At 71.5% G+C, this 18,676-nt stretch carries 11 protein-coding genes and 1 pseudogene; 9 read left to right on the top strand and 3 right to left on the bottom strand.

Annotated features, from left to right (window positions below):
* The first annotated feature begins 69 nt into the window (after positions 1-69).
* The 3 genes and pseudogenes from ACQY0Z_RS34055 to ACQY0Z_RS34045 all read left to right on the top strand — a co-directional run bounded on the left by ACQY0Z_RS34055 (position 70) and on the right by ACQY0Z_RS34045 (position 7,680).
* Entirely contained in the window at positions 70-3,444 is a 3,375-nt protein-coding gene (locus ACQY0Z_RS34055; protein ID WP_439813551.1) for a pyruvate carboxylase, read from the top strand.
* Between the two features lie 181 nt (positions 3,445-3,625).
* Positions 3,626-4,437 (top strand): annotated as a pseudogene (locus ACQY0Z_RS34050) (SAM-dependent methyltransferase).
* A gap of 234 nt (positions 4,438-4,671) precedes the next feature.
* Positions 4,672-7,680: a family 16 glycoside hydrolase gene (locus ACQY0Z_RS34045; RefSeq protein WP_439813494.1), complete on the top strand. Its 3,009-nt coding sequence runs from the start codon at positions 4,672-4,674 to the stop codon at positions 7,678-7,680.
* Positions 7,681-7,845: 165 nt separating this feature from the next.
* Here ACQY0Z_RS34045 and ACQY0Z_RS34040 read toward each other — a convergent pair whose 3' ends face one another.
* Positions 7,846-8,109, bottom strand: a complete 264-nt coding sequence (locus tag ACQY0Z_RS34040; protein WP_347224514.1) for a hypothetical protein — start codon at positions 8,107-8,109, stop codon at positions 7,846-7,848.
* Between the two features lie 176 nt (positions 8,110-8,285).
* Here ACQY0Z_RS34040 and ACQY0Z_RS34035 point away from each other — a divergent pair, with 176 nt between their 5' ends.
* Complete coding sequence (locus ACQY0Z_RS34035) at positions 8,286-9,077, top strand: VOC family protein (RefSeq protein WP_137207318.1); 792 nt, start codon at positions 8,286-8,288, stop codon at positions 9,075-9,077.
* 15 nt (positions 9,078-9,092) lie between these two features.
* Here the strand turns inward: ACQY0Z_RS34035 and ACQY0Z_RS34030 are convergent, their stop codons facing one another.
* On the bottom strand, positions 9,093-9,518 hold the full coding sequence (locus tag ACQY0Z_RS34030; protein ID WP_439813493.1) for a RidA family protein: 426 nt from the start codon (positions 9,516-9,518) through the stop codon (positions 9,093-9,095).
* Positions 9,519-9,715: 197 nt separating this feature from the next.
* Here ACQY0Z_RS34030 and ACQY0Z_RS34025 point away from each other — a divergent pair, with 197 nt between their 5' ends.
* Entirely contained in the window at positions 9,716-10,054 is a 339-nt protein-coding gene (locus tag ACQY0Z_RS34025; protein ID WP_137207316.1) for an STAS domain-containing protein, read from the top strand.
* 27 nt (positions 10,055-10,081) lie between these two features.
* Entirely contained in the window at positions 10,082-10,894 is an 813-nt protein-coding gene (locus ACQY0Z_RS34020; protein ID WP_439813492.1) for a formate/nitrite transporter family protein, read from the top strand.
* Positions 10,895-10,911: 17 nt separating this feature from the next.
* Here ACQY0Z_RS34020 and ACQY0Z_RS34015 read toward each other — a convergent pair whose 3' ends face one another.
* The gene (locus ACQY0Z_RS34015; RefSeq protein WP_347224516.1) at positions 10,912-12,786 is read right to left on the bottom strand and encodes an ABC transporter ATP-binding protein; all 1,875 of its coding nucleotides are present in this window, start codon (positions 12,784-12,786) and stop codon (positions 10,912-10,914) included.
* A gap of 316 nt (positions 12,787-13,102) precedes the next feature.
* Here ACQY0Z_RS34015 and ACQY0Z_RS34010 point away from each other — a divergent pair, with 316 nt between their 5' ends.
* The 3 genes from ACQY0Z_RS34010 to ACQY0Z_RS34000 all read left to right on the top strand — a co-directional run bounded on the left by ACQY0Z_RS34010 (position 13,103) and on the right by ACQY0Z_RS34000 (position 18,415).
* Positions 13,103-13,678, top strand: coding sequence for a TetR/AcrR family transcriptional regulator (locus tag ACQY0Z_RS34010; protein ID WP_381728783.1), 576 nt, complete (start codon positions 13,103-13,105; stop codon positions 13,676-13,678).
* Between the two features lie 52 nt (positions 13,679-13,730).
* Positions 13,731-14,918 carry a GDSL-type esterase/lipase family protein gene (locus ACQY0Z_RS34005; protein WP_189900008.1) on the top strand — a complete coding sequence of 396 codons (1,188 nt, stop codon included), beginning with the start codon at positions 13,731-13,733 and terminating at the stop codon, positions 14,916-14,918.
* A 221-nt stretch (positions 14,919-15,139) separates the two neighbouring features.
* Entirely contained in the window at positions 15,140-18,415 is a 3,276-nt protein-coding gene (locus tag ACQY0Z_RS34000; RefSeq protein WP_439813491.1) for a LamG-like jellyroll fold domain-containing protein, read from the top strand.
* The last annotated feature ends 261 nt before the right edge of the window (positions 18,416-18,676 follow it).

The following is an 18,676-nucleotide window of genomic DNA, read 5'->3' as shown; positions in this document are numbered from 1 at the left end:
CTCACATGGCGTACCGTCCCCGCCGCGGACACGATGGTGATCGTCACCGGCAGGCTGAAGGGATCCACCATGTTCCGCAAGGTGCTCGTCGCCAACCGCGGCGAGATCGCGATCCGGGCGTTCCGCGCGGGCTACGAACTCGGTGCGCGCACCGTTGCCGTCTTCCCGTACGAGGACCGCAACTCGTTGCACCGGCTGAAGGCCGACGAGGCCTACGAGATCGGAGAGCCGGGACACCCGGTCCGGGCCTATCTGTCCGTCGAGGAGATCGTGCGCGCCGCGCGCCGGGCCGGCGCCGACGCCGTCTACCCGGGCTACGGATTCCTGTCGGAGAACCCCGAGCTGGCCAAGGCCTGCGCCGACGCGGGCATCACCTTCGTCGGCCCCGACGCCCGCATCCTGGAGCTGACCGGCAACAAGGCGCGCGCGGTGGCCGCCGCCCGGGAGGCCGGAGTTCCCGTCCTCGGTTCCTCCGCGCCCTCCACCGACGTCGACGAACTCGTGCGCGCCGCCGACGAGATCGGCTTCCCCGTGTTCGTGAAGGCGGTCGCGGGCGGCGGCGGCCGGGGCATGCGCCGCGTGGAGGACCCCGCCCAGTTGCGGGAGGCCGTCGAGGCCGCGTCCCGGGAGGCCGCGTCCGCGTTCGGCGACCCCACGGTGTTCCTGGAGAAGGCCGTCGTCGAGCCCCGCCACATCGAGGTGCAGATCCTCGCCGACGGCGAGGGCAACGTCATCCACCTCTACGAGCGGGACTGCTCCGTGCAGCGCCGCCACCAGAAGGTGATCGAGCTCGCCCCCGCGCCCAACCTCGACCCGGAGCTGCGCGACCGGATCTGCGCCGACGCCGTGAAGTTCGCCCGGCACATCGGCTACCGCAACGCCGGCACCGTGGAGTTCCTCCTCGACCGCGAAGGCCACCACGTCTTCATCGAGATGAACCCGCGCATCCAGGTCGAGCACACGGTCACCGAGGAGGTCACCGACGTCGACCTCGTCCAGTCGCAGCTGCGCATCGCCGCCGGCGAGACGCTCGCCGACCTCGGGCTGTCCCAGGAGTCGGTCACCCTGCGCGGCGCGGCCCTGCAGTGCCGCATCACCACCGAGGACCCGGCCAACGGCTTCCGCCCGGACACCGGCCGGATCAGCGCCTACCGCTCGCCCGGCGGCTCCGGCATCCGCCTCGACGGCGGAACCACCCACGCCGGCACGGAGATCAGCGCCCACTTCGACTCCATGCTGGTCAAACTGACCTGCCGGGGCCGTGACTTCGCGACGGCGGTGGGCCGCGCCCGGCGCGCGGTCGCCGAGTTCCGCATTCGCGGCGTGGCCACCAACATCCCCTTCCTGCAGGCCGTGCTGGACGACCCCGACTTCCAGGCCGGGCGGGTCACCACCTCGTTCATCGAGCAGCGCCCGCAGCTGCTCACCGCCCGCCACTCCGCCGACCGCGGCACCAAGCTGCTCACCTACCTCGCCGACGTCACCGTCAACAAGCCGCACGGCGAGCGTCCCGAGCTGATCGACCCGCTGACCAAGCTGCCCCAGGCGCCCGCGGGTGAGCCGCCGGCCGGGTCCCGGCAGCGCCTCGCCGAGCTGGGCCCCGAGGGCTTCGCCCGCCGGCTGCGCGAGTCGCCGACCGTCGGCGTCACCGACACCACCTTCCGCGACGCCCACCAGTCGCTGCTCGCCACCCGCGTCCGCACCAAGGACCTCCTCGCCGTCGCCCCGGTGGTCGCCCACACACTGCCCGAGCTGCTGTCCCTGGAGTGCTGGGGCGGCGCCACCTACGACGTCGCCCTGCGCTTCCTCGCCGAGGACCCGTGGGAGCGGCTCGCCGCGCTGCGCGAGGCCGTGCCGAACATCTGCCTCCAGATGCTGCTGCGCGGCCGCAACACCGTCGGCTACACGCCGTACCCGACGGAGGTGACCGACGCGTTCGTTCAGGAGGCCGCCGCCACCGGCGTCGACGTCTTCCGCATCTTCGACGCGCTCAACGACGTCTCCCAGATGCGGCCCGCCATCGACGCCGTCCGCGCGACCGGCACGTCCGTGGCGGAGGTCGCCCTCTGCTACACCTCCGACCTGTCCGACCCGTCCGAGCGGCTCTACACGCTGGACTACTACCTGCGGCTCGCCGAGCAGATCGTCGACGCCGGCGCGCACGTCCTGGCCGTGAAGGACATGGCGGGCCTGCTGCGGGCGCCCGCGGCGGCGAAGCTGGTGTCGGCGCTGCGCCGCGAGTTCGACCTGCCGGTGCACCTGCACACCCACGACACCGCGGGCGGTCAGCTCGCCACCTACCTCGCCGCGATCCAGGCGGGCGCGGACGCGGTGGACGGCGCGGTGGCCTCCATGGCCGGCACCACCTCGCAGCCCTCGCTGTCGGCGCTGGTCGCCGCCACCGACCACTCCGAGCGGCCCACGGGCCTCGACCTCCAGGCCGTCGGCGACCTGGAGCCGTACTGGGAGAGCGTCCGCAAGGTCTACGCCCCCTTCGAGGCGGGCCTCGCCTCCCCGACCGGGCGCGTCTACCACCACGAGATCCCCGGTGGCCAGCTGTCCAACCTGCGCACGCAGGCGATCGCGCTGGGCCTCGGCGACCGCTTCGAGGACATCGAGGCGATGTACGCGGCCGCCGACCGGATGCTGGGCCGGCTGGTCAAGGTCACCCCGTCGTCCAAGGTGGTCGGCGACCTCGCCCTGCACCTGGTCGGCGCGGGTGTGGACCCGCGCGAGTTCGAGGAGAACCCGGACCGCTTCGACATCCCCGACTCGGTCGTCGGCTTCCTCCGCGGCGAGCTCGGCACCCCGCCCGGCGGCTGGCCGGAGCCCTTCCGTACGAAGGCGCTGCGCGGCCGCACGGAGCCCAAGCCGGCGCCGGAGCTGTCCGACGAGGACCGGGAGGGCCTGGCCAAGGACCGGCGCCCGACCCTCAACCGGCTGCTGTTCCCCGCCCCGACCCGCGAGTTCGAGACGCACCGCCAGTCGTTCGGCGACACCAGCGTCCTGGACAGCAAGGACTTCTTCTACGGGCTGCGCCCGGGCAAGGAGTACGGCGTCGACCTCGACCCGGGCGTGCGGCTGCTGATCGAGCTGCAGGCGATCGGCGAGGCGGACGAGCGCGGCATGCGCACGGTGATGGCCACCCTGAACGGCCAGCTGCGGCCGATCCAGGTCCGCGACCGCGCCGCCGCATCCGACGTGCCGGCCACCGAGAAGGCCGACCGCGCCGACCCGAACCATGTGGCCGCGCCCTTCGCCGGCGTGGTGACCCTCGCGGTCGCCGAGGGGGACCAGGTGGAGGCCGGCGCCACGGTGGCCACCATCGAGGCGATGAAGATGGAGGCGGCCATCACGGCCCCGAAGTCCGGCACGGTGGCCCGGCTGGCGATCAACCGCATCCAGCAGGTGGAGGGCGGCGACCTCCTGGTCGAACTCGCCTGACCGAGGCCGACGGGCGGGTCAAGCCCGCCTGGCACATGCAGCCCGTACGGGGTCGTCGTCCCTCGTCGACGGCGACCCCGTACGAGCGTCCGGCGAGCTCTCGAACAAGCCTGCGCACAGGAGCTGTGCGACCGTAGATTGAGCGGCGACAACAGCTCTCGGAACACCACGGACGGCACTCATGACCGACCCTGCCACGGCGCCAGGATCCGCACAGCAGAAGATCGACACCTCGGTGCCGCACTCGGCCCGCATCTGGAACTACTGGCTGGGAGGGAAGGACAACTACCCCGTCGACGAGGAGGCCGGCGACGCCTACACCGCCGTCTTCCCCGGCATCGTCACCATCGCCCGCAGCAGCCGCGCCTTCCTGCGCCGCAACATCACCTACCTGGCGGGCGAGCAGGGCATCCGCCAGTTCCTCGACATCGGCACGGGCCTCCCCACGGCCGACAACACCCACCAGGTCGCGCAGCGGATCGCCGCCGAGTCCCGGATCGTCTACGTCGACAACGACCCGATGGTCCTGGCCCACGCCCGCGCGCTGCTCTACTCCACGCCCGAGGGCGCGACGGCGTACGTCGACGCGAACGTCCTGGAGCCCGAGCGCATCCTGGAGGCCGCGAGCCGCACCCTGGACCTCTCACGTCCCACCGCGCTGATCCTGAGCAACATCCTCGGCCACATCGCCGACCACGAGGAGGCGCGCTCGGTGGTCGACCGGCTGATGGGGCCCTGCCGTCCGGCAGCTTCCTGTCGGTCAACGACGGCTCACGCGGCGTCGACCCGGTCTTCGAGCGCGCGCAGGACGCGTACAACTCCAGCGGCGCGGTGCCGTACAACCTGCGGACGGTGGAGGAGATCACCTCCTTCTTCGACGGGCTCGAACTGGTCGAGCCGGGTGTCGTGTCCGTGCAGCAGTGGCGTCCGGACGAGGACGCGCCGGAGCCGCAGGTCATCGCCGAGCACGGGGGACTGGCCCGCAAGCCCTGACCTTCCGGCCTCCCAGGCACCGAGGCGGGTCCCGGCAACTCCCGGGGCCCGCCTCTTCGTTGTCCGTGCCTTCGTTGTCCGTGCGACGAACTTTGAACTCGTCGAGTACAAAGTATGGACGAGTTGAGCGGAAGTCTCCTAGCGTGTCGGCGCAACCGTTGGCGTACTCGTGAACACGTGTATTCCGCACCGGAGTTGTCCGGCCCTCCGGTCGACCCAGCAGGAGGCAGCAGCATGGACGCACGGCTGTACCGGCATGTCCGAAGATCACTCACCGGCCTGCTCGTCGGCGCCTTCCTGGCCGGCGGCGTATGGGGGTCGCCCCTGGCGTCGGCCCGCCCGGGCACCGCGGCACAGGACGTACCGCCCCAGGAACCGGGTGTCACGCTCCGCGTGTTCGACGTGCAGGTCCCGCTCGAGAAGATCTGCACCCTCAAGCCGGGCCAGACCCCGAACGTCGACCGGCTGGCCCCGGTCGTCGACTTCAGCTCGACCGACGACTTCGGCGGATTCGCCGACAACTTCGTCAGCCAGGTCACCGGCAACGTCCACGTCCCGGCCGCCGGCGCGTACACCTTCCGGCTGACCAGCGACGACGGCTCACGGCTGCTGATCGACGACCAGGTGGTGATCGACCACGACCGGCTGCACGGCGCCGAGCCCAAGGACGGCACCGTCGAACTCACCGAGGGCCCGCACGCGTTGCGCATCGACCACTTCGAGCGCGGCGGCGGCCAGCAGCTCACCCTGGCCTGGCGGCCGCCCGGCGCCGACGCCTTCACGACCGTGCCGAACGAGGCGTTGAGCACCGACGCCGGCGTGGTGCGGGTGACCGCGCCGGGCCGCAAGGAGTGCGAGGGCATCACCGACTCGCCCGGCGACGGCCTGCCACTGAACGCCGTACGCCCCGACCACACCCTCACCGACCTGCGCCCCGAGGGCTTCGAACCGCAGGTCACCGGCATGGACTGGCTGCCCGACGGCCGGCTGCTCGTGAGCACCTGGGGCGGCACCGACAACACGGCCGGCGAGATCTACGCCCTTGACCACGTCACCGGCGCCACCGGCCCCGACAAGGTCACCGCGACGAAGATCGCGGGCGGGCTGAAGGAGCCCATGGGCCTGAAGGTCGTCGACGGCGTCGTCTACGTCTCGCAGAAGCACGAGCTGACCGAGCTGCGCGACAGCGACGGCGACGGCTCCCTCGACCGGTCCCGCACCGTCGCCACCTGGCCGTACGGCGGGAACTTCCACGAGTTCGCCTTCGGACTCCTCTACGACAAGGGGTACTTCTACCTCAACCTGTCCGTCGCCATCGACTACGGCGGCGCCACCACCGACCCGCAGCCCGCGCCCGGCCGCGGCGTCACCGTCAAGGTGAACAAGAAGACGGGGAAGGTCAGTTACCTGGCCGGCGGGCTGCGCACGCCCAACGGCATCGGCCGGGGGCCCGGTGGCGGCATGTTCGTCACCGACAACCAGGGCGGCTGGCTGCCCGCGTCCAAGCTGGTGCAGATCAAGCAGGACCGCTTCTTCAACCACTACACCAACCCGGCAGGACCCTTCGACAAGCAGCCGGTGACCCAGCCGGTGCTGTGGCTGCCGCAGAACGAGATCGCAAACTCGCCCAGCACACCCCTGTACCTGACCGAGGGACGCTTCAAGGGGCAGATGCTGTTCGGCGACGTCACCTACGGCGGGCTCCAGCGCGCCTACCTGGAGAAGGTCAAGGGCCAGTACCAGGGCGCGGTGTTCCGCTTCACCCAGGGTCTCGAAGCGGGCGTGAACCGCATCAGCATGGGCCCCGACGGCGCGATCTACGTGGGTGGTCTGGGCGCCGACGGCAACTGGGGCCAGGAGGGCAAGCTCCGGTTCGGCCTGCAGAAGCTGACGCCGAACGGCGGCAACACCTTCGACATCCAGGCCATGCGGGTGCGCAAGGGCGGCTTCGAGCTGGAGTACACCCAGCCCCTGTCGCAGGAGACGGCCGAGGACCTGGTGAGCCACTACGAGGCCGAGCAGTGGCGCTACACCCCGACCCGCGACTACGGCGGCCCCAAGATCGCCGAGGAGACCCTCGAGGTGACTTCCGCGACCCTGTCCGCCGACCGCAGGAAGGTCACCCTGACGGTCGACGGCCTCAAGCCCGGCCGCGTGGTGCACCTGCGCTCCCCGCGCCCGTTCAGCTCCGGCTCGGGCGAGACCCTGTGGAGCACCGAGGCCTGGTACACCCTCAACGCGCTCCCGGGCGCCGAGCCTTCACCCGGCCCGGTGTACGAGGCGGAGGAGGCCACCCTCACCGGGGCGGCCGGCATCAACACCGACCACCGCGGCTACTCCGGCAGCGGCTTCGTCGACCGGTACGGCACTCCGGGCGCCACCACCACGTTCGACGTCACCGTGGACCGGGCCGGCTCGTACGACCTGGGCCTGCGCTACTCCAACGGCCCGAACCCCTTCCAGGGCACCAAGTCCGTCTCCCTGTACGTCGACGGACGCAAGGTCAGGCAGACCGAGCTGCGCAGCACCGGCGACTGGGACACCTGGTCCACACAGCGGGAGACGGTACGGCTGCGCGCCGGGCACAACACCGTCGCCTACCGGGTCGACGAGGGCGACACCGGGCACGTCAACCTGGACCTCCTCACCGTCGACCGGCACGGCGCCCCGGTCACCCTGTTCGACGGCCGGAACCTCGACCGCTGGCAGCACACCGACGGACGCCCCGTGCAGTGGCCCGTGGACGGCGGGGCCGCGGAGGTCTGCTGCGGTGACATCCGCACCAAGGACAGCTACGACGACTTCCGGCTGCACGTCGAGTACCGGCTGCCGAAGCTGCCCCCGGACGTCACCGGCCAGGACCGCGCCAACAGCGGCGTCTACCTCCAGGACCGCTACGAGGTGCAGATCCTGGACTCGTACGGCGACACCACCCTCGCCACGGACGAGGCGGGCGCGATCTACCAGAAGAAGGCGCCCGACGTGAACGCCGCCCGTCCGCCGGAGACCTGGCAGTCGTACGACATCGTCTTCCGCGCCGCCCGCTACGACGCCGAGGGCGACAAGACGTCCGACGCGCGGATCACGGTGGTGTGGAACGGCAAGAAGGTCCACGACGACGTGGCGGTGGACAGCCCCACGGGCGGCGGCGCGCCGGAGGGACCGGCGGCCGCGGCGATCCGGCTCCAGGACCACGGCAACGCGGTGCGGTACCGCAACATCCGGGTCGAACCGCTGAGTTGACGCCGCCGCGGTGAGACACACGGTGTGGCCGGGGGCGCGGGTCCCGGCCACACCTCTGTGCCCGGGACCGTCCGGGCGCCGACCTGCGACGACGGCGTCGTACGGCCACGCTTTACGCCCCGGCCGGACCTTGTGCGGCGCATGCGTCCGCCGTGCCTGACCGCGTCAGCATCCGCGTATGGCGAACCTTCGCGGGGCGCGGAAGCAGATGACCCGTCGTACGCTGCTCGAGTTCGGACTCGAGCTGTTCTCGACGCCCTGCTCCACGAAGGTCGCCTCGCTCGGCACGGTGGAGGTCCGCACCCGCAGGGTGGTGTGCGGGGCGCGCTCGGCCAGCAGCCGGTAGGCGGAGCTGACGGCGATCGCCGTGCTGGTGGCCGTCGCGACGGTGATCACCCGGCGGTCGGTGGCCGGATCGGGCCCCGTCACCCACACGATCTACCGCGACGCCGCCCGCCCCTCCCCACCGGCCCTGCCGTTCACCACGCAAGGCCCACGTCCGAGGCGCTTCGCCGTCCGGGACGCCCGGACGGCGAAGCCGGAGGGCGGGCCGGGCCGCCCGGTGGCACGCTGAGTCCGAACGGAGTCTCCGAAAGGACCTCGCGGTGATCACCACTGATTTCGTCCCCGGTTCGCCCTGCATGCTCGACGTCGGCGTCCCCGACGTCCCGGCCGCCGCGTCCTTCTACGGCGCGGTCCTCGGCTGGGACTACGAGCCGATGGGCGAGGAGATCGAGGGCGGCATGTTCCGCAAGGACGGCAAGATGGTCGCCGGCCTCGGCAGGCTCACCGAGGAGGGCGCCCGCCCGGCCTGGATGATCTACTACACGGTCGCCGACGCGGACGCCACCACCCGGGCCGTCGAGGCGGGCGGCGGCACCGTCCGCGTGGCGCCGACGGACATCGAGCAGTGGGGCAGGATGGCCCAGTACAGCGACCCGCTGGGCGGCCAGTTCGCCGTGTGGCAGCCCGGCGAGAGCAAGGGCGTCGACCTGGTCGACGCGCCCGGCTCCCTGTGCTGGACCGAGCTGTACACCAGCGACGCGGCCGGGGCGCGGCGGTTCTACGGCGACGTCTTCGGCTGGCGGTTCACCGACATGCCGATGCCGGGCGGCGAGGGCACGTACACCCTGATCACCCCGGCCGGCCAGCCCGAGGACCGGATGCACGGCGGTCTGCTGGAGGTCGGCGAGGACGCCCTGTCCCTGGCCGGCGGGCGGCCCTACTGGCACCCCGTCTTCGCGGTCGCCGACTGCGACGCGGCCGTCGCCCAGGTGAACGAGAACGGCGGCACCGTGCAGATGGGCCCCGTGGACGCCGAGGGCGTCGGCCGGATGGCCCTGTGTCTCGACCCGTTCAAGGCCGACTTCGTGCTGCTCACCCCGACGCAGGGCTGACAGGGCGCGGACGCGTCAGCCGGCGCCGGACGGACGGCGGGCGTCCACCTCGATCTCGATCCTCATCCGGGGATCGGCGAGACCGCAGACCATCATCGTCGCGGCCGGCCGCACCTCCTCGAAACACCGGCGCAGCACCGGCCAGCACGGCTCGAAGTCCGCCCGGTCCGGCAGCAGATAGCGCACCCGGACCACGTCGGCGAACGTGCAGCCGGCCTCCGCCAGCGCGGCGCCGATGTTACGCAGACACTGCTCCGCCTGCTCCACGACGTCGTCGGAGATCGTCATCGTGGAGTAGTCGAAGCCGGTGGTCCCGGACACGTGCACCCGGTCGCCGTCGACCACGGCACGGGCGTACCCGATGCGCTCCTCGAACTCGGAACCGCTGAGAATCGCGCGTCGAAACGCCTGCGGCGGAAGATCATCCGAAGGGTGGATCATGATGGCATCGTATGGCCTTGTCAACTCCCCGTGCCATGATGGGGGAACACGAGACTGGTCGGCGTCATGGTGCCGACTCGTGGGTTCTGGGCGTCGCCCCCTTCCCGGGCAGCCAGCCCCCGCCATCGTCGGCTGCCGCACCCCGGGGTGCGCATCGCCTTTGGGCTCACCACCCCCTCGAAGGGGGAAAGCCCGCCATGCACTTCACCACACGGATCGACGGCTCCACGGCATGCATCGCCGTGCACGGAGAGATCGACTACGACACCCTTCCGCTGCTCCGGGCCGCAGCCGCCGCGCTGCCGCCCGGCGTGACCGAACTGGTCTGGGACCTGGAGCACGCCCGCTTCATGGACGTCGCCGGACTGCACCTGCTGTTCGAGGAGCGGTCGCCGGAGGGTCCGGTGCGCAGGATTACGGTCACCAACCTGGCACCTCAGCCGCTGCGCCTGCTCATGCTCGCCACCGAGGTCAGACCCGACCTGGAACTCACCCGGCTGTTCCCCGACACCCCGACCGCCCTGCTCGACGACTGACCCCGGGCCCGGCCGCGGAGCGCCGCCATGGAGCCTGACGACCAGATCATGGAAGGCCCCGGGGAGCACCGCGTCGCCGAGGCCGCCGAACGGATCGTCGCCGAGGGCCGGCCGCGTCTGCACCGCACCTGGGCGACGCTGGTGGCCACCGCGCTGCTGGGCGGCATCGACGTGAGCGTCGGCGTCATGACGCTGCTGTACGTCAAGCACGAGACGGGCAGCGACCTCCTGGCCGGACTGGCCTTCTCCGTGGGGCTGATCGCCCTGCTGCTCGGTCACAGCGAACTGTTCACCGAGGGCTTCCTCGTCCCCGTCAGCACCGTGATCGCCGGCGCGGCCACCTGGCTCGACCTGCTGCGCCTGTGGGTGACGGTCCTGGTGATGAACCTCGTCGGCGGATGGGCGTTCATGTGGATCGTGACGGAGGCCTTCCCGGACCTGCACTCCACGGCAGCCGAGACGGGCACGCGGTTCGTCGACGGCGGCTACACCCTGGGCACCTTCTGCCTCAGCGTGCTGGGCGGCGGCGTCATCACCCTCATGACCCGGATGCACCACGGCACCGAGTCCATGACCGGGAAGATCACCGCGTCGGTGTCCGCCGCGTTCATCCTGGCCGGACTCGGCCTGTGGCACTCGGTCCTCGACTCCCTCATCGCGTTCGCGGGCCTGCACGCCGGCGGCACCCCCTACGGGTACGCCGACTGGCTGGCCTGGCTCGGCTGGGCCGTCCTCGGCAACGTCGTGGGCGGCCTCCTCCTGACCACGTCCCTACGCCTGGTGCGCAGCGCCCCGGTCCTGCGCGAGGAGGCGCCGGCCACGGACGCGGGCGACACCTGACGGGGGAGGGGCCGGTCTCAGCGGTCCTGTGACAGCCGCAGCAGGTCCGCGAAGGTGCCTCCCGCGTGGACCAGGTCGTCGTAGGTGCCGTGCTCGGTGATGCGGCCCTGTTCCAGGACGACGATGTGGTCGGCGATCCTCGTGTTCTCCAGGCGGTGGGTGACCACGATGGTGATGCGGTCGGCCGCGATCGCCTTGATCCGCTCGAAGATGCCGTGCTCCCCGCGCGGGTCCATCTGCGACGTGGGCTCGTCGAGGATCAGCAGCGGAGGCCGCCGGTACAGCGCCCGCGAGCAGGCGAGCCGCTGCCACTGGCCGCCGGACAGCTCGGCGCCGCCGAAGATCTCCCGCGCGAGCAGCGTGTCGAGCCCGGCCGACAGTCCCTCCACGGCCTCCCGCATCCCGACCGCGTCGACCGCCTCCCACACCTCGTGGTCGTCCGCGCCCCGCGGCTGACCGAGCGTCACGTTCTCCCGCACCCGCAGCGGCCACTGGGCGAAGATCTGCGGCACCAGACCCGTGCTTCGCCACACCGACGCGGGGTCGGCGCCGGCCAGGTCGACGCCGTCCCAGGTGACCCGGCCCTTGTCCGCCAGGTAGATGCCGGTGACCAGGCGGGTCAGGGTGCTCTTCCCGGACCCGTTGACACCCACCACGGCGAGGATCTCCCCGCGCCGCAGCGTCAGCGACACGCCGTCCACGGCCGGCGTCTCCTTGCCCGGGTAGCGGTAGGTGACCTCCTCGAGGCGGATCTCGTCCACCGGCGACGCGACCTCCGCAGGACCTCGCCGGGGAGCGCGGGCGGCGGCGTCGTCGAGGAAGGCCTGCATGTCGCTGAGGTACAGGCTGGTGTGGAACACCGCCGCGCCGTTCATCACGACCTGGGACAGCGCGGCCAGGGTGGTCTGCACGGCGATCACGGCCGTGGCGGCGACGCTCGGGGCGATCCGCCCGGAGGCCGTGAGCCAGGCGAGGCCGGCCCAGGTCAGCACCAGGAACGCGCCGCCGGCGAGGGACGACAGCAGGGCGATCCGCAGGGTCCGCGGGGCCGCCGTCAGCGACCTCTTGTCCACCCGCTCGGACAGGGCGCGGTACCAGTACAGGAGGTAGTCCGTCATGCCGTTGGCGCGGACCTCGTCGGCGTACTTCGGTGTGGTCGCCCACCAGCGGGTCATGCCGCGCACGGTGCGGTCGGCGATGTTGGCGTAGTGGATCTCGTAGTCGACACGCGCGGTGAGGACGGCGCCCGCGCCCGCCGGGGCGACGGCCAGCAGGAGCAGCGGCAGCATCAGCGGGTTGAGGACGGACAGGACGCCGCAGGCGGTGACCATCCTGATGAGCGCCGCCATGAACCGCTGGGCGTCCATCACCATCACGTGCGTGCGCATCACGCCCATCTCGGCGGCCTCCTGGCGGTCGGCGAACCCGTCCACGGCGTACGCCTCGGCCTCCACCCGGCACACGGCCTCGACCAGCGCGCAGTCGGTCTCCGTGGTCAGCCGCGGGGTGATGCGCCGCTCGGCGTAGGAGGCCAGCGCGACCGACGCGCGGGTGAGGGCGCTCGCCGCCGCGACGACGAGCAGCGCGGGCAGCGCCTCCCGCAGCCGGTCACCGACCTCACCGGCGTCCAGCAGCGGGCCCATGGCCTGTGCGGTCGCGGTGAGCAGGACCGCCGCCGACACGCCGGTCACCAGCTGGCAGACGAGGAGCAGCACCACGGCCCGGCGGTCGATGCGCCACGCCATGACGCAGATCCGCCGCAGCACCTTGGGAAGTTGGGAGCACAGGGCACGGAAGCCGATCTGGCCGAGCGGGTTCACGGACTGGTGTCCGGAGAAGGTGATCTCGGCGGGCGGAGGAGGCGGTACGGCCTGGGCGGTCGTTCGGGTCACGGCACTTCTCCCTGCTGGTCAGAGGGGTGAGGGCGACGACACGAGACCCAACGAGAGAAGTGCGCATATCGAACACACGTATTTCGGCCGACGTCCTCCCCGTGCGCCACATGCCGACGGGGGTACGAGCCTTGGAAAACCGGGCCCGCCAGTCGACACCGGATGTCCGAAACGCCCCAGAGGGGCGCGGAGAACTGCGCGCCGATCCCCCGACCACCTGCACTCGGAAGGTGACCAGCTTCACCTCTCACCTCTTTGCCTAAAACCTTTAGGCGTGGGCATGCTTACGTTAGCCAAACGGAAGGACGCCACGCCCATGACCCCCCGAGTAGGTCTCACCACCGAGCGTCTGGCCCAGGCAGGCGCAACCCTCGCCGACGAGGTGGGCTTCGACCGGGTAACCGTCTCGGAGCTGGCCCGCCGCTTCGACGTCAAGGTGGCGAGCCTCTACTCGCACGTGAAGAACTCGCACGACCTCAAGACCCGCATCGCCCTCCTCGCCCTGGAGGAACTCGCCGACCGCGCCGCCGACGCGCTCGCCGGACGCGCCGGCAAGGACGCCCTCGTCGCCCTGGCGAACGTCTACCGCGACTACGCGCGCGAGCACCCGGGCCGGTACGCGGCCGCGCAGTTCCGGCTCGACCCGGAGACCGCCGCGGCCAGCGCCGGCGTACGGCACGCGAAGATGACCCGCGCCCTCCTGCGCGGCTACGACCTCGACGAACCCGACCAGACCCACGCCGTCCGCCTGCTCGGCAGCGTCTTCCACGGCTACGTCAGCATCGAGATGGGCGGCGGCTTCAGTCACAGCGCCCCCGACACGGAGGAGACCTGGTCCCGCGTCCTCGACGCGCTGGACACCCTCCTGCGCAGCTGGCCGCCCGCGCCCTGACCGGCGGCGCCCCCTTCACCTCCACCCACCTCCCCCGAAAGACGACCCGGACATGCCCTCCGCATCGCACGCCACGCTCACCACCCCCATCACCCCCGACCTCGTACGCGGCGCCCTCGACCTGGAGGAGACCCCCGACGGACTGCTCCCGCACCGCCTGCCCGCCTGGGCGCGTGCCCAGTGCTCCGACGGACAGCTCGCCATGGCCGAGTCCCAGCCCTCCGGCGTCCGCCTGGTCTTCCGCACCCGCGCCACCGTCGTCGAGCTGGAGACCGTCCCCACCAAGCGCGTCTACACCGGCGCCCCGCCCCGCCCCGAGGGTCTGTACGACCTGCTCGTCGACGGGCGGCCCGCCGGGCAGGCGTCCGCGACCGGGGGCAACACCGTCACCATCGACATGTCGACCGGCAACGCCGAGATGAGCTCCGGACCGGCGGGCGCCGTCCGCTTCGACGGGCTGCCGGACACCCCCAAGACCGTGGAGATCTGGCTGCCGTACAACGAGCTCACCGCGCTCGTCGCGCTGCGCACCGACGCCCCGGTCGGGCCCGCGCCCGCCTCCGGCCGCCGCACCTGGCTGCACCACGGCAGCTCCATCAGCCACGGCTCCGACGCCGCGAGCCCCACCACCACCTGGCCCGCACTCGCCGCGACGACGGGCGACGTGGAGCTGGTGAACCTCGGCTTCGGCGGCAGCGCCCTGCTCGACCCGTTCGTGGCCCGCACCATGCGCGACACGCCCGCCGACCTGATCAGCCTCAAGATCGGCATCAACCTCGTCAACACCGACCTGATGCGGCTGCGCGCGCTCGGCCCCGCCGTGCACGGCTTCCTCGACACCATCCGGGACGGCCACCCCGACACCCCGCTGCTGGTCGTCTCGCCGATCCTCTGCCCCATGCACGAGGACACGCCGGGCCCCACGGCCTTCGACTTCAGCCGGCTCGCCGAGGGCAAGCTCGCCTTCACCGCCTCGGGCAACCCGGAGGAGCGGGCCGAGGGCAAGCTGACGCTGAACGTCGTACGCGAGGAACTGGAGCGGGTCGTGGAAGCACGCGCGAAGGAGGACCCGAACCTGTCCTACCTCGACGGGCGCACCCTCTACGGCGAGCAGGACCACGCCGCACTCCCGCTGCCCGACGGGCTCCACCCGGACGCGGCCGCCCACCGGCTCATCGGGAAGCGGTTCGCCGCCCACGCCTTCGCGGACGACGGCCCCTTCGCCGGCACCGCGAACTGACCGGGACGGTGGCCGCCTCATCAACCGAGGCGGCCACCATCCGTCCACGCCACACCTGTTGACGCACAGTCACCTCTGCGCAAAGCCTGGACAGCCGTCCCACCGCGTGTTGTCATTCCGCTGCACACCGGATTTCCAACGTTGGAAGAACAGTCGGCGGAGTTGACGGCCGCGCCCTCGCTCCGCCGTGGCCCCATGCACCCAGCGCGAGGAAAGGTTCGATGACCAGACAACTCACCCGCCCGAGATCCAGATGGTGGGCCGTGCTGACCGTGACGGCGCTGGCCCTGTCCACGGGCGCCCTGGCGCCCGCCGCGACGGCCGCCGCACCGGCCGCGGCCGGCGGCGCCTCCGCCGCCCGGGCCGCGGACGCCGACGTCACCGTGCACGGGCTGAAGGGCGAGTACTTCCGCATGTCCGCGCCGGGCGCCCGCGACTTCGCCGAACTCGGCGGGACCCAGCTCGAGCCGCAGATCAACTTCGCCGGTCTCACCAGCACGTTCGAGGAGCTGACCGGGCGGACGGAGCACACCACCGCCCGCTGGACCGGCCAGATCGAGGTCCCGGCGACCGACGACTACACCTTCTACGCCATCGGCGACAACGGCTTCCGCCTCTCCATCGACGGCGAGCCCGTCATCGACCACTGGGAACCCGACTGGGACCGGGAGCAGACCAGCGCCCCGGTGAAGCTGACGGCGGGCAGGACGTACGACTTCCGCATGGAGATGTTCCAGGACTTCGGCGGGTCGAACATGTACCTGCGCTGGTCCACGCCGACGCTCCCCAAGCAGCTCGTGCCGATGACGGCGTTCACCCCGCCCGCCGACTTCGAGGTCTACCCGGTCGAACTGACCGTCGGCCGCGACGGCCGCACCCTGCGCGCCCGCTTCGACGGCCCGGTGGGCGACCTCGCGCGGGCGGCCGAGCACCTCAAGGTCGAGGCCGACACCACCGCCCTGCCCGTCAAGTCGGTGAAGACCGTCCCCGGCGACCCCGACTCCCTCCAGGTCACCCTCTCCGAGGCGGTCCAGAAGGCCCAGACGGTCCGCGTCGTCTACGACGGCGAGGGCGGCCTCACCGCCGGCGGCGAAGCAGTGCCCCGCATCGCCCGCTACGCCGAGAACGTCTCCGCCCACCGCCTCACCACCCCGTGGGGCGACAAGGTGGACAGGAACAACCCGCTGCCCGAGTACCCGCGCCCCCAGCAGGTCCGCAAGCAGTGGAAGAACCTCAACGGCCCCTGGCAGTTCAGCGGTGCGAGGGCGGGGGAGCAGCCCGTCTTCGGCAGGAACCTGAACGAGAAGATCATCGTGCCGTTCCCTGCGGAGTCGCTGCTCTCCGGGATCGAGCGGCACGAGGACCACATGTTCTACCGCAAGCTGGTGGACGTGCCGAGGAACTGGAAGGTCGGCAAGAGCGGCGAGGACCGGCTCAAGCTGAACTTCGGCGCCGTCGATTACCAGGCCCGCGTCTGGGTCAACGGGAAGAAGGTCGCCGAACACACCGGCGGTTACAACGCGTTCAGCGCCGACATCACCGACGCGCTCAAGAGCAAGGGCCCCCAGGAGATCGTCGTCGCGGTCACCGACACCGGCGGCCCCGACCAGCCCGTGGGCAAGCAGTCCACCAGCCCCGGCGGCATCTGGTACACCCAGTCCTCCGGCATCTGGCAGACGGTCTGGATGGAGCCCGTCCCCGAGACGCCCATTGACAACGTCGTCACGACGCCGGACATCGACACCAGGACCCTCGCCGTGACCGTCGAGTCCGCCGACGCGTCCGCCCGGGCCCGCGTCGAGGCCGTCGCCCGCGACCACCGCGGCAAGGTCGTCGGCAAGGTGACCGGCCCCGCCAACAAGCAGCTCAAGCTGCCCGTCGCCAACCAGCACCTGTGGAGCCCGGACGACCCGTACCTCTACGACCTCGACGTCACGCTGAAGGACGGCCGGTCCACCGACACGGTCGACAGCTACTTCGGCATGCGGAAGATCGGCATAGAGGACGTGGGCGGCTACAAGAAGCTCGTCCTCAACGGCAAGCCCGTGTTCTCCCTCGCCACCCTGGACCAGGGCTTCTGGCCCGACGGGCTCTACACCGCGCCCAGCGACGACGCCCTGGCGTTCGACCTGAAGGCACACAAGCAGCTCGGCTTCAACGCGGTCCGCAAGCACATCAAGGTGGAGTCGCCGCGCTGGTTCTACCACGCGGACCGGCTGGGCCTGCTGGTCTGGCAGGACTTCGTCTCCGGCAACCTCACCAGCGCGAACGGCCGGCAGGCGTTCGTCGACCAGGGCCGCGAGATGATGCGCCAGCACCACAACTCGCCCTCCGTCATCGGCTGGATCGTCTTCAACGAAGGCTGGGGCGAGTGGGACCGGCAGGAGACCGGCAAGCTCACCGAGGCCGTCAAGGCCGCCGACCCGTCCCGCGTCGTCAACGCCCACAGCGGCGTCAACTGCTGCAACAGCAAGGGCGACTCCGGCACCGGCGACATCATCGACCACCACGACTACACCAACGAGGACCCGCCCTTCCCCGACCACCGCGCGGCGATGGACGGCGAGCACGGCGGCTTCACCCTCCGCACCCCGGGGCACATGTGGCCCGGCCCGCCCACCGTCATCTACAGCGGCGTGGACAGCAAGGAGGCGCTGACCCGCAAGTACGTGGAGAACACCGAGAGGTTCTACCTCGACCAGGCCGCCGCGGAGCTGTCCGGCTCCGTGTACACGCAGATCACCGACCTGGAGAACGAGCTCAACGGCCTCTACACGTACGACCGCCGGGAGATCAAGGTCGACCCGAAGCAGGTCCGGGCGGTCAACCTCGAGGTGATCGCGGCCGGCGCATCCGCCGGTGAGCGGGAACAGCTCAAGGGCGGCGGCCGCTGGTCCCTCGACGAGGGCGCCGGCACCACCGCGAAGGACGACGGCCCCAACGGCAAGGCGCTGACCCTCACCGGGGGCGCCACCTGGACCACCGGAGTCAGCGGCAGCGCGCTGAAGTTCGACGGGCAGGCCCAGTTCGCCCAGACGGAGGGACCGGTCCTCGACACCACCGGCAGCTACACCGTCTCCGCCTGGGTCACCCTCGACGCGCTGCCCGGCAACTACGCCACGGCGGTCAGCCAGGACGGCCGGCGCCAGGCCAGCCCGTTCTACCTCCAGTACGGGCAGGGCGCGTTCGCCTTCAGCACCCCCGGCGGCCAGCGGGCCCGCCTGGAGACGCGGCCCGAACTGGGCCGGTGGTACCACCTCGTAGGTGTGCGCGACGGCGCCACCGACCAGATCACCCTGTACGTCGACGGCAAAAGGGCGGCCACCGTCACCGGCGGTCCGAACTATGTCGGCTCCGGGCCGCTGGCGGTGGGCCGCGCCAAGTGGAACGGTGGCGACACCGACTTCTGGAACGGCTCCGTCGACGAGGTCCACGCCTACGACAGGGCCCTCACCGCCGAGGAGGTGACCGCCCTCCACGAGGCGGAGAAGCCGTAACCCCGGCGTGACGAAGGGGGCGGACGCCACGGCGCCCGCCCCCTCTCGCGTTCCCGGCGGACACGGCTCAGGGCGTCCAGGGCGCCCCCACCGCCCCTTGGCGCTCTCGGTGAAGAGGGTGGGGAGCCGTAGGTGCGCGTGCCGCCCGGGAGGCGTCGGCCAGGCCGGGGACGATCCGTCGGACGGCCTCGTCGCCGGTAGCTTCGGCTGTTCACGTCGGTGGTCCTGATGGCTCCCACGGCCCTACGGCCCCGCGCAGGC

The sequence above is a fragment of the Streptomyces sp. P9-2 genome (assembly GCF_051903975.1).
Classification (GTDB): Bacteria; Actinomycetota; Actinomycetes; order Streptomycetales; family Streptomycetaceae; genus Streptomyces; species Streptomyces cellulosae.
Note: the sequence above shows the minus strand (reverse complement) of the source record. Positions and strands in the feature narration are given on the sequence as shown.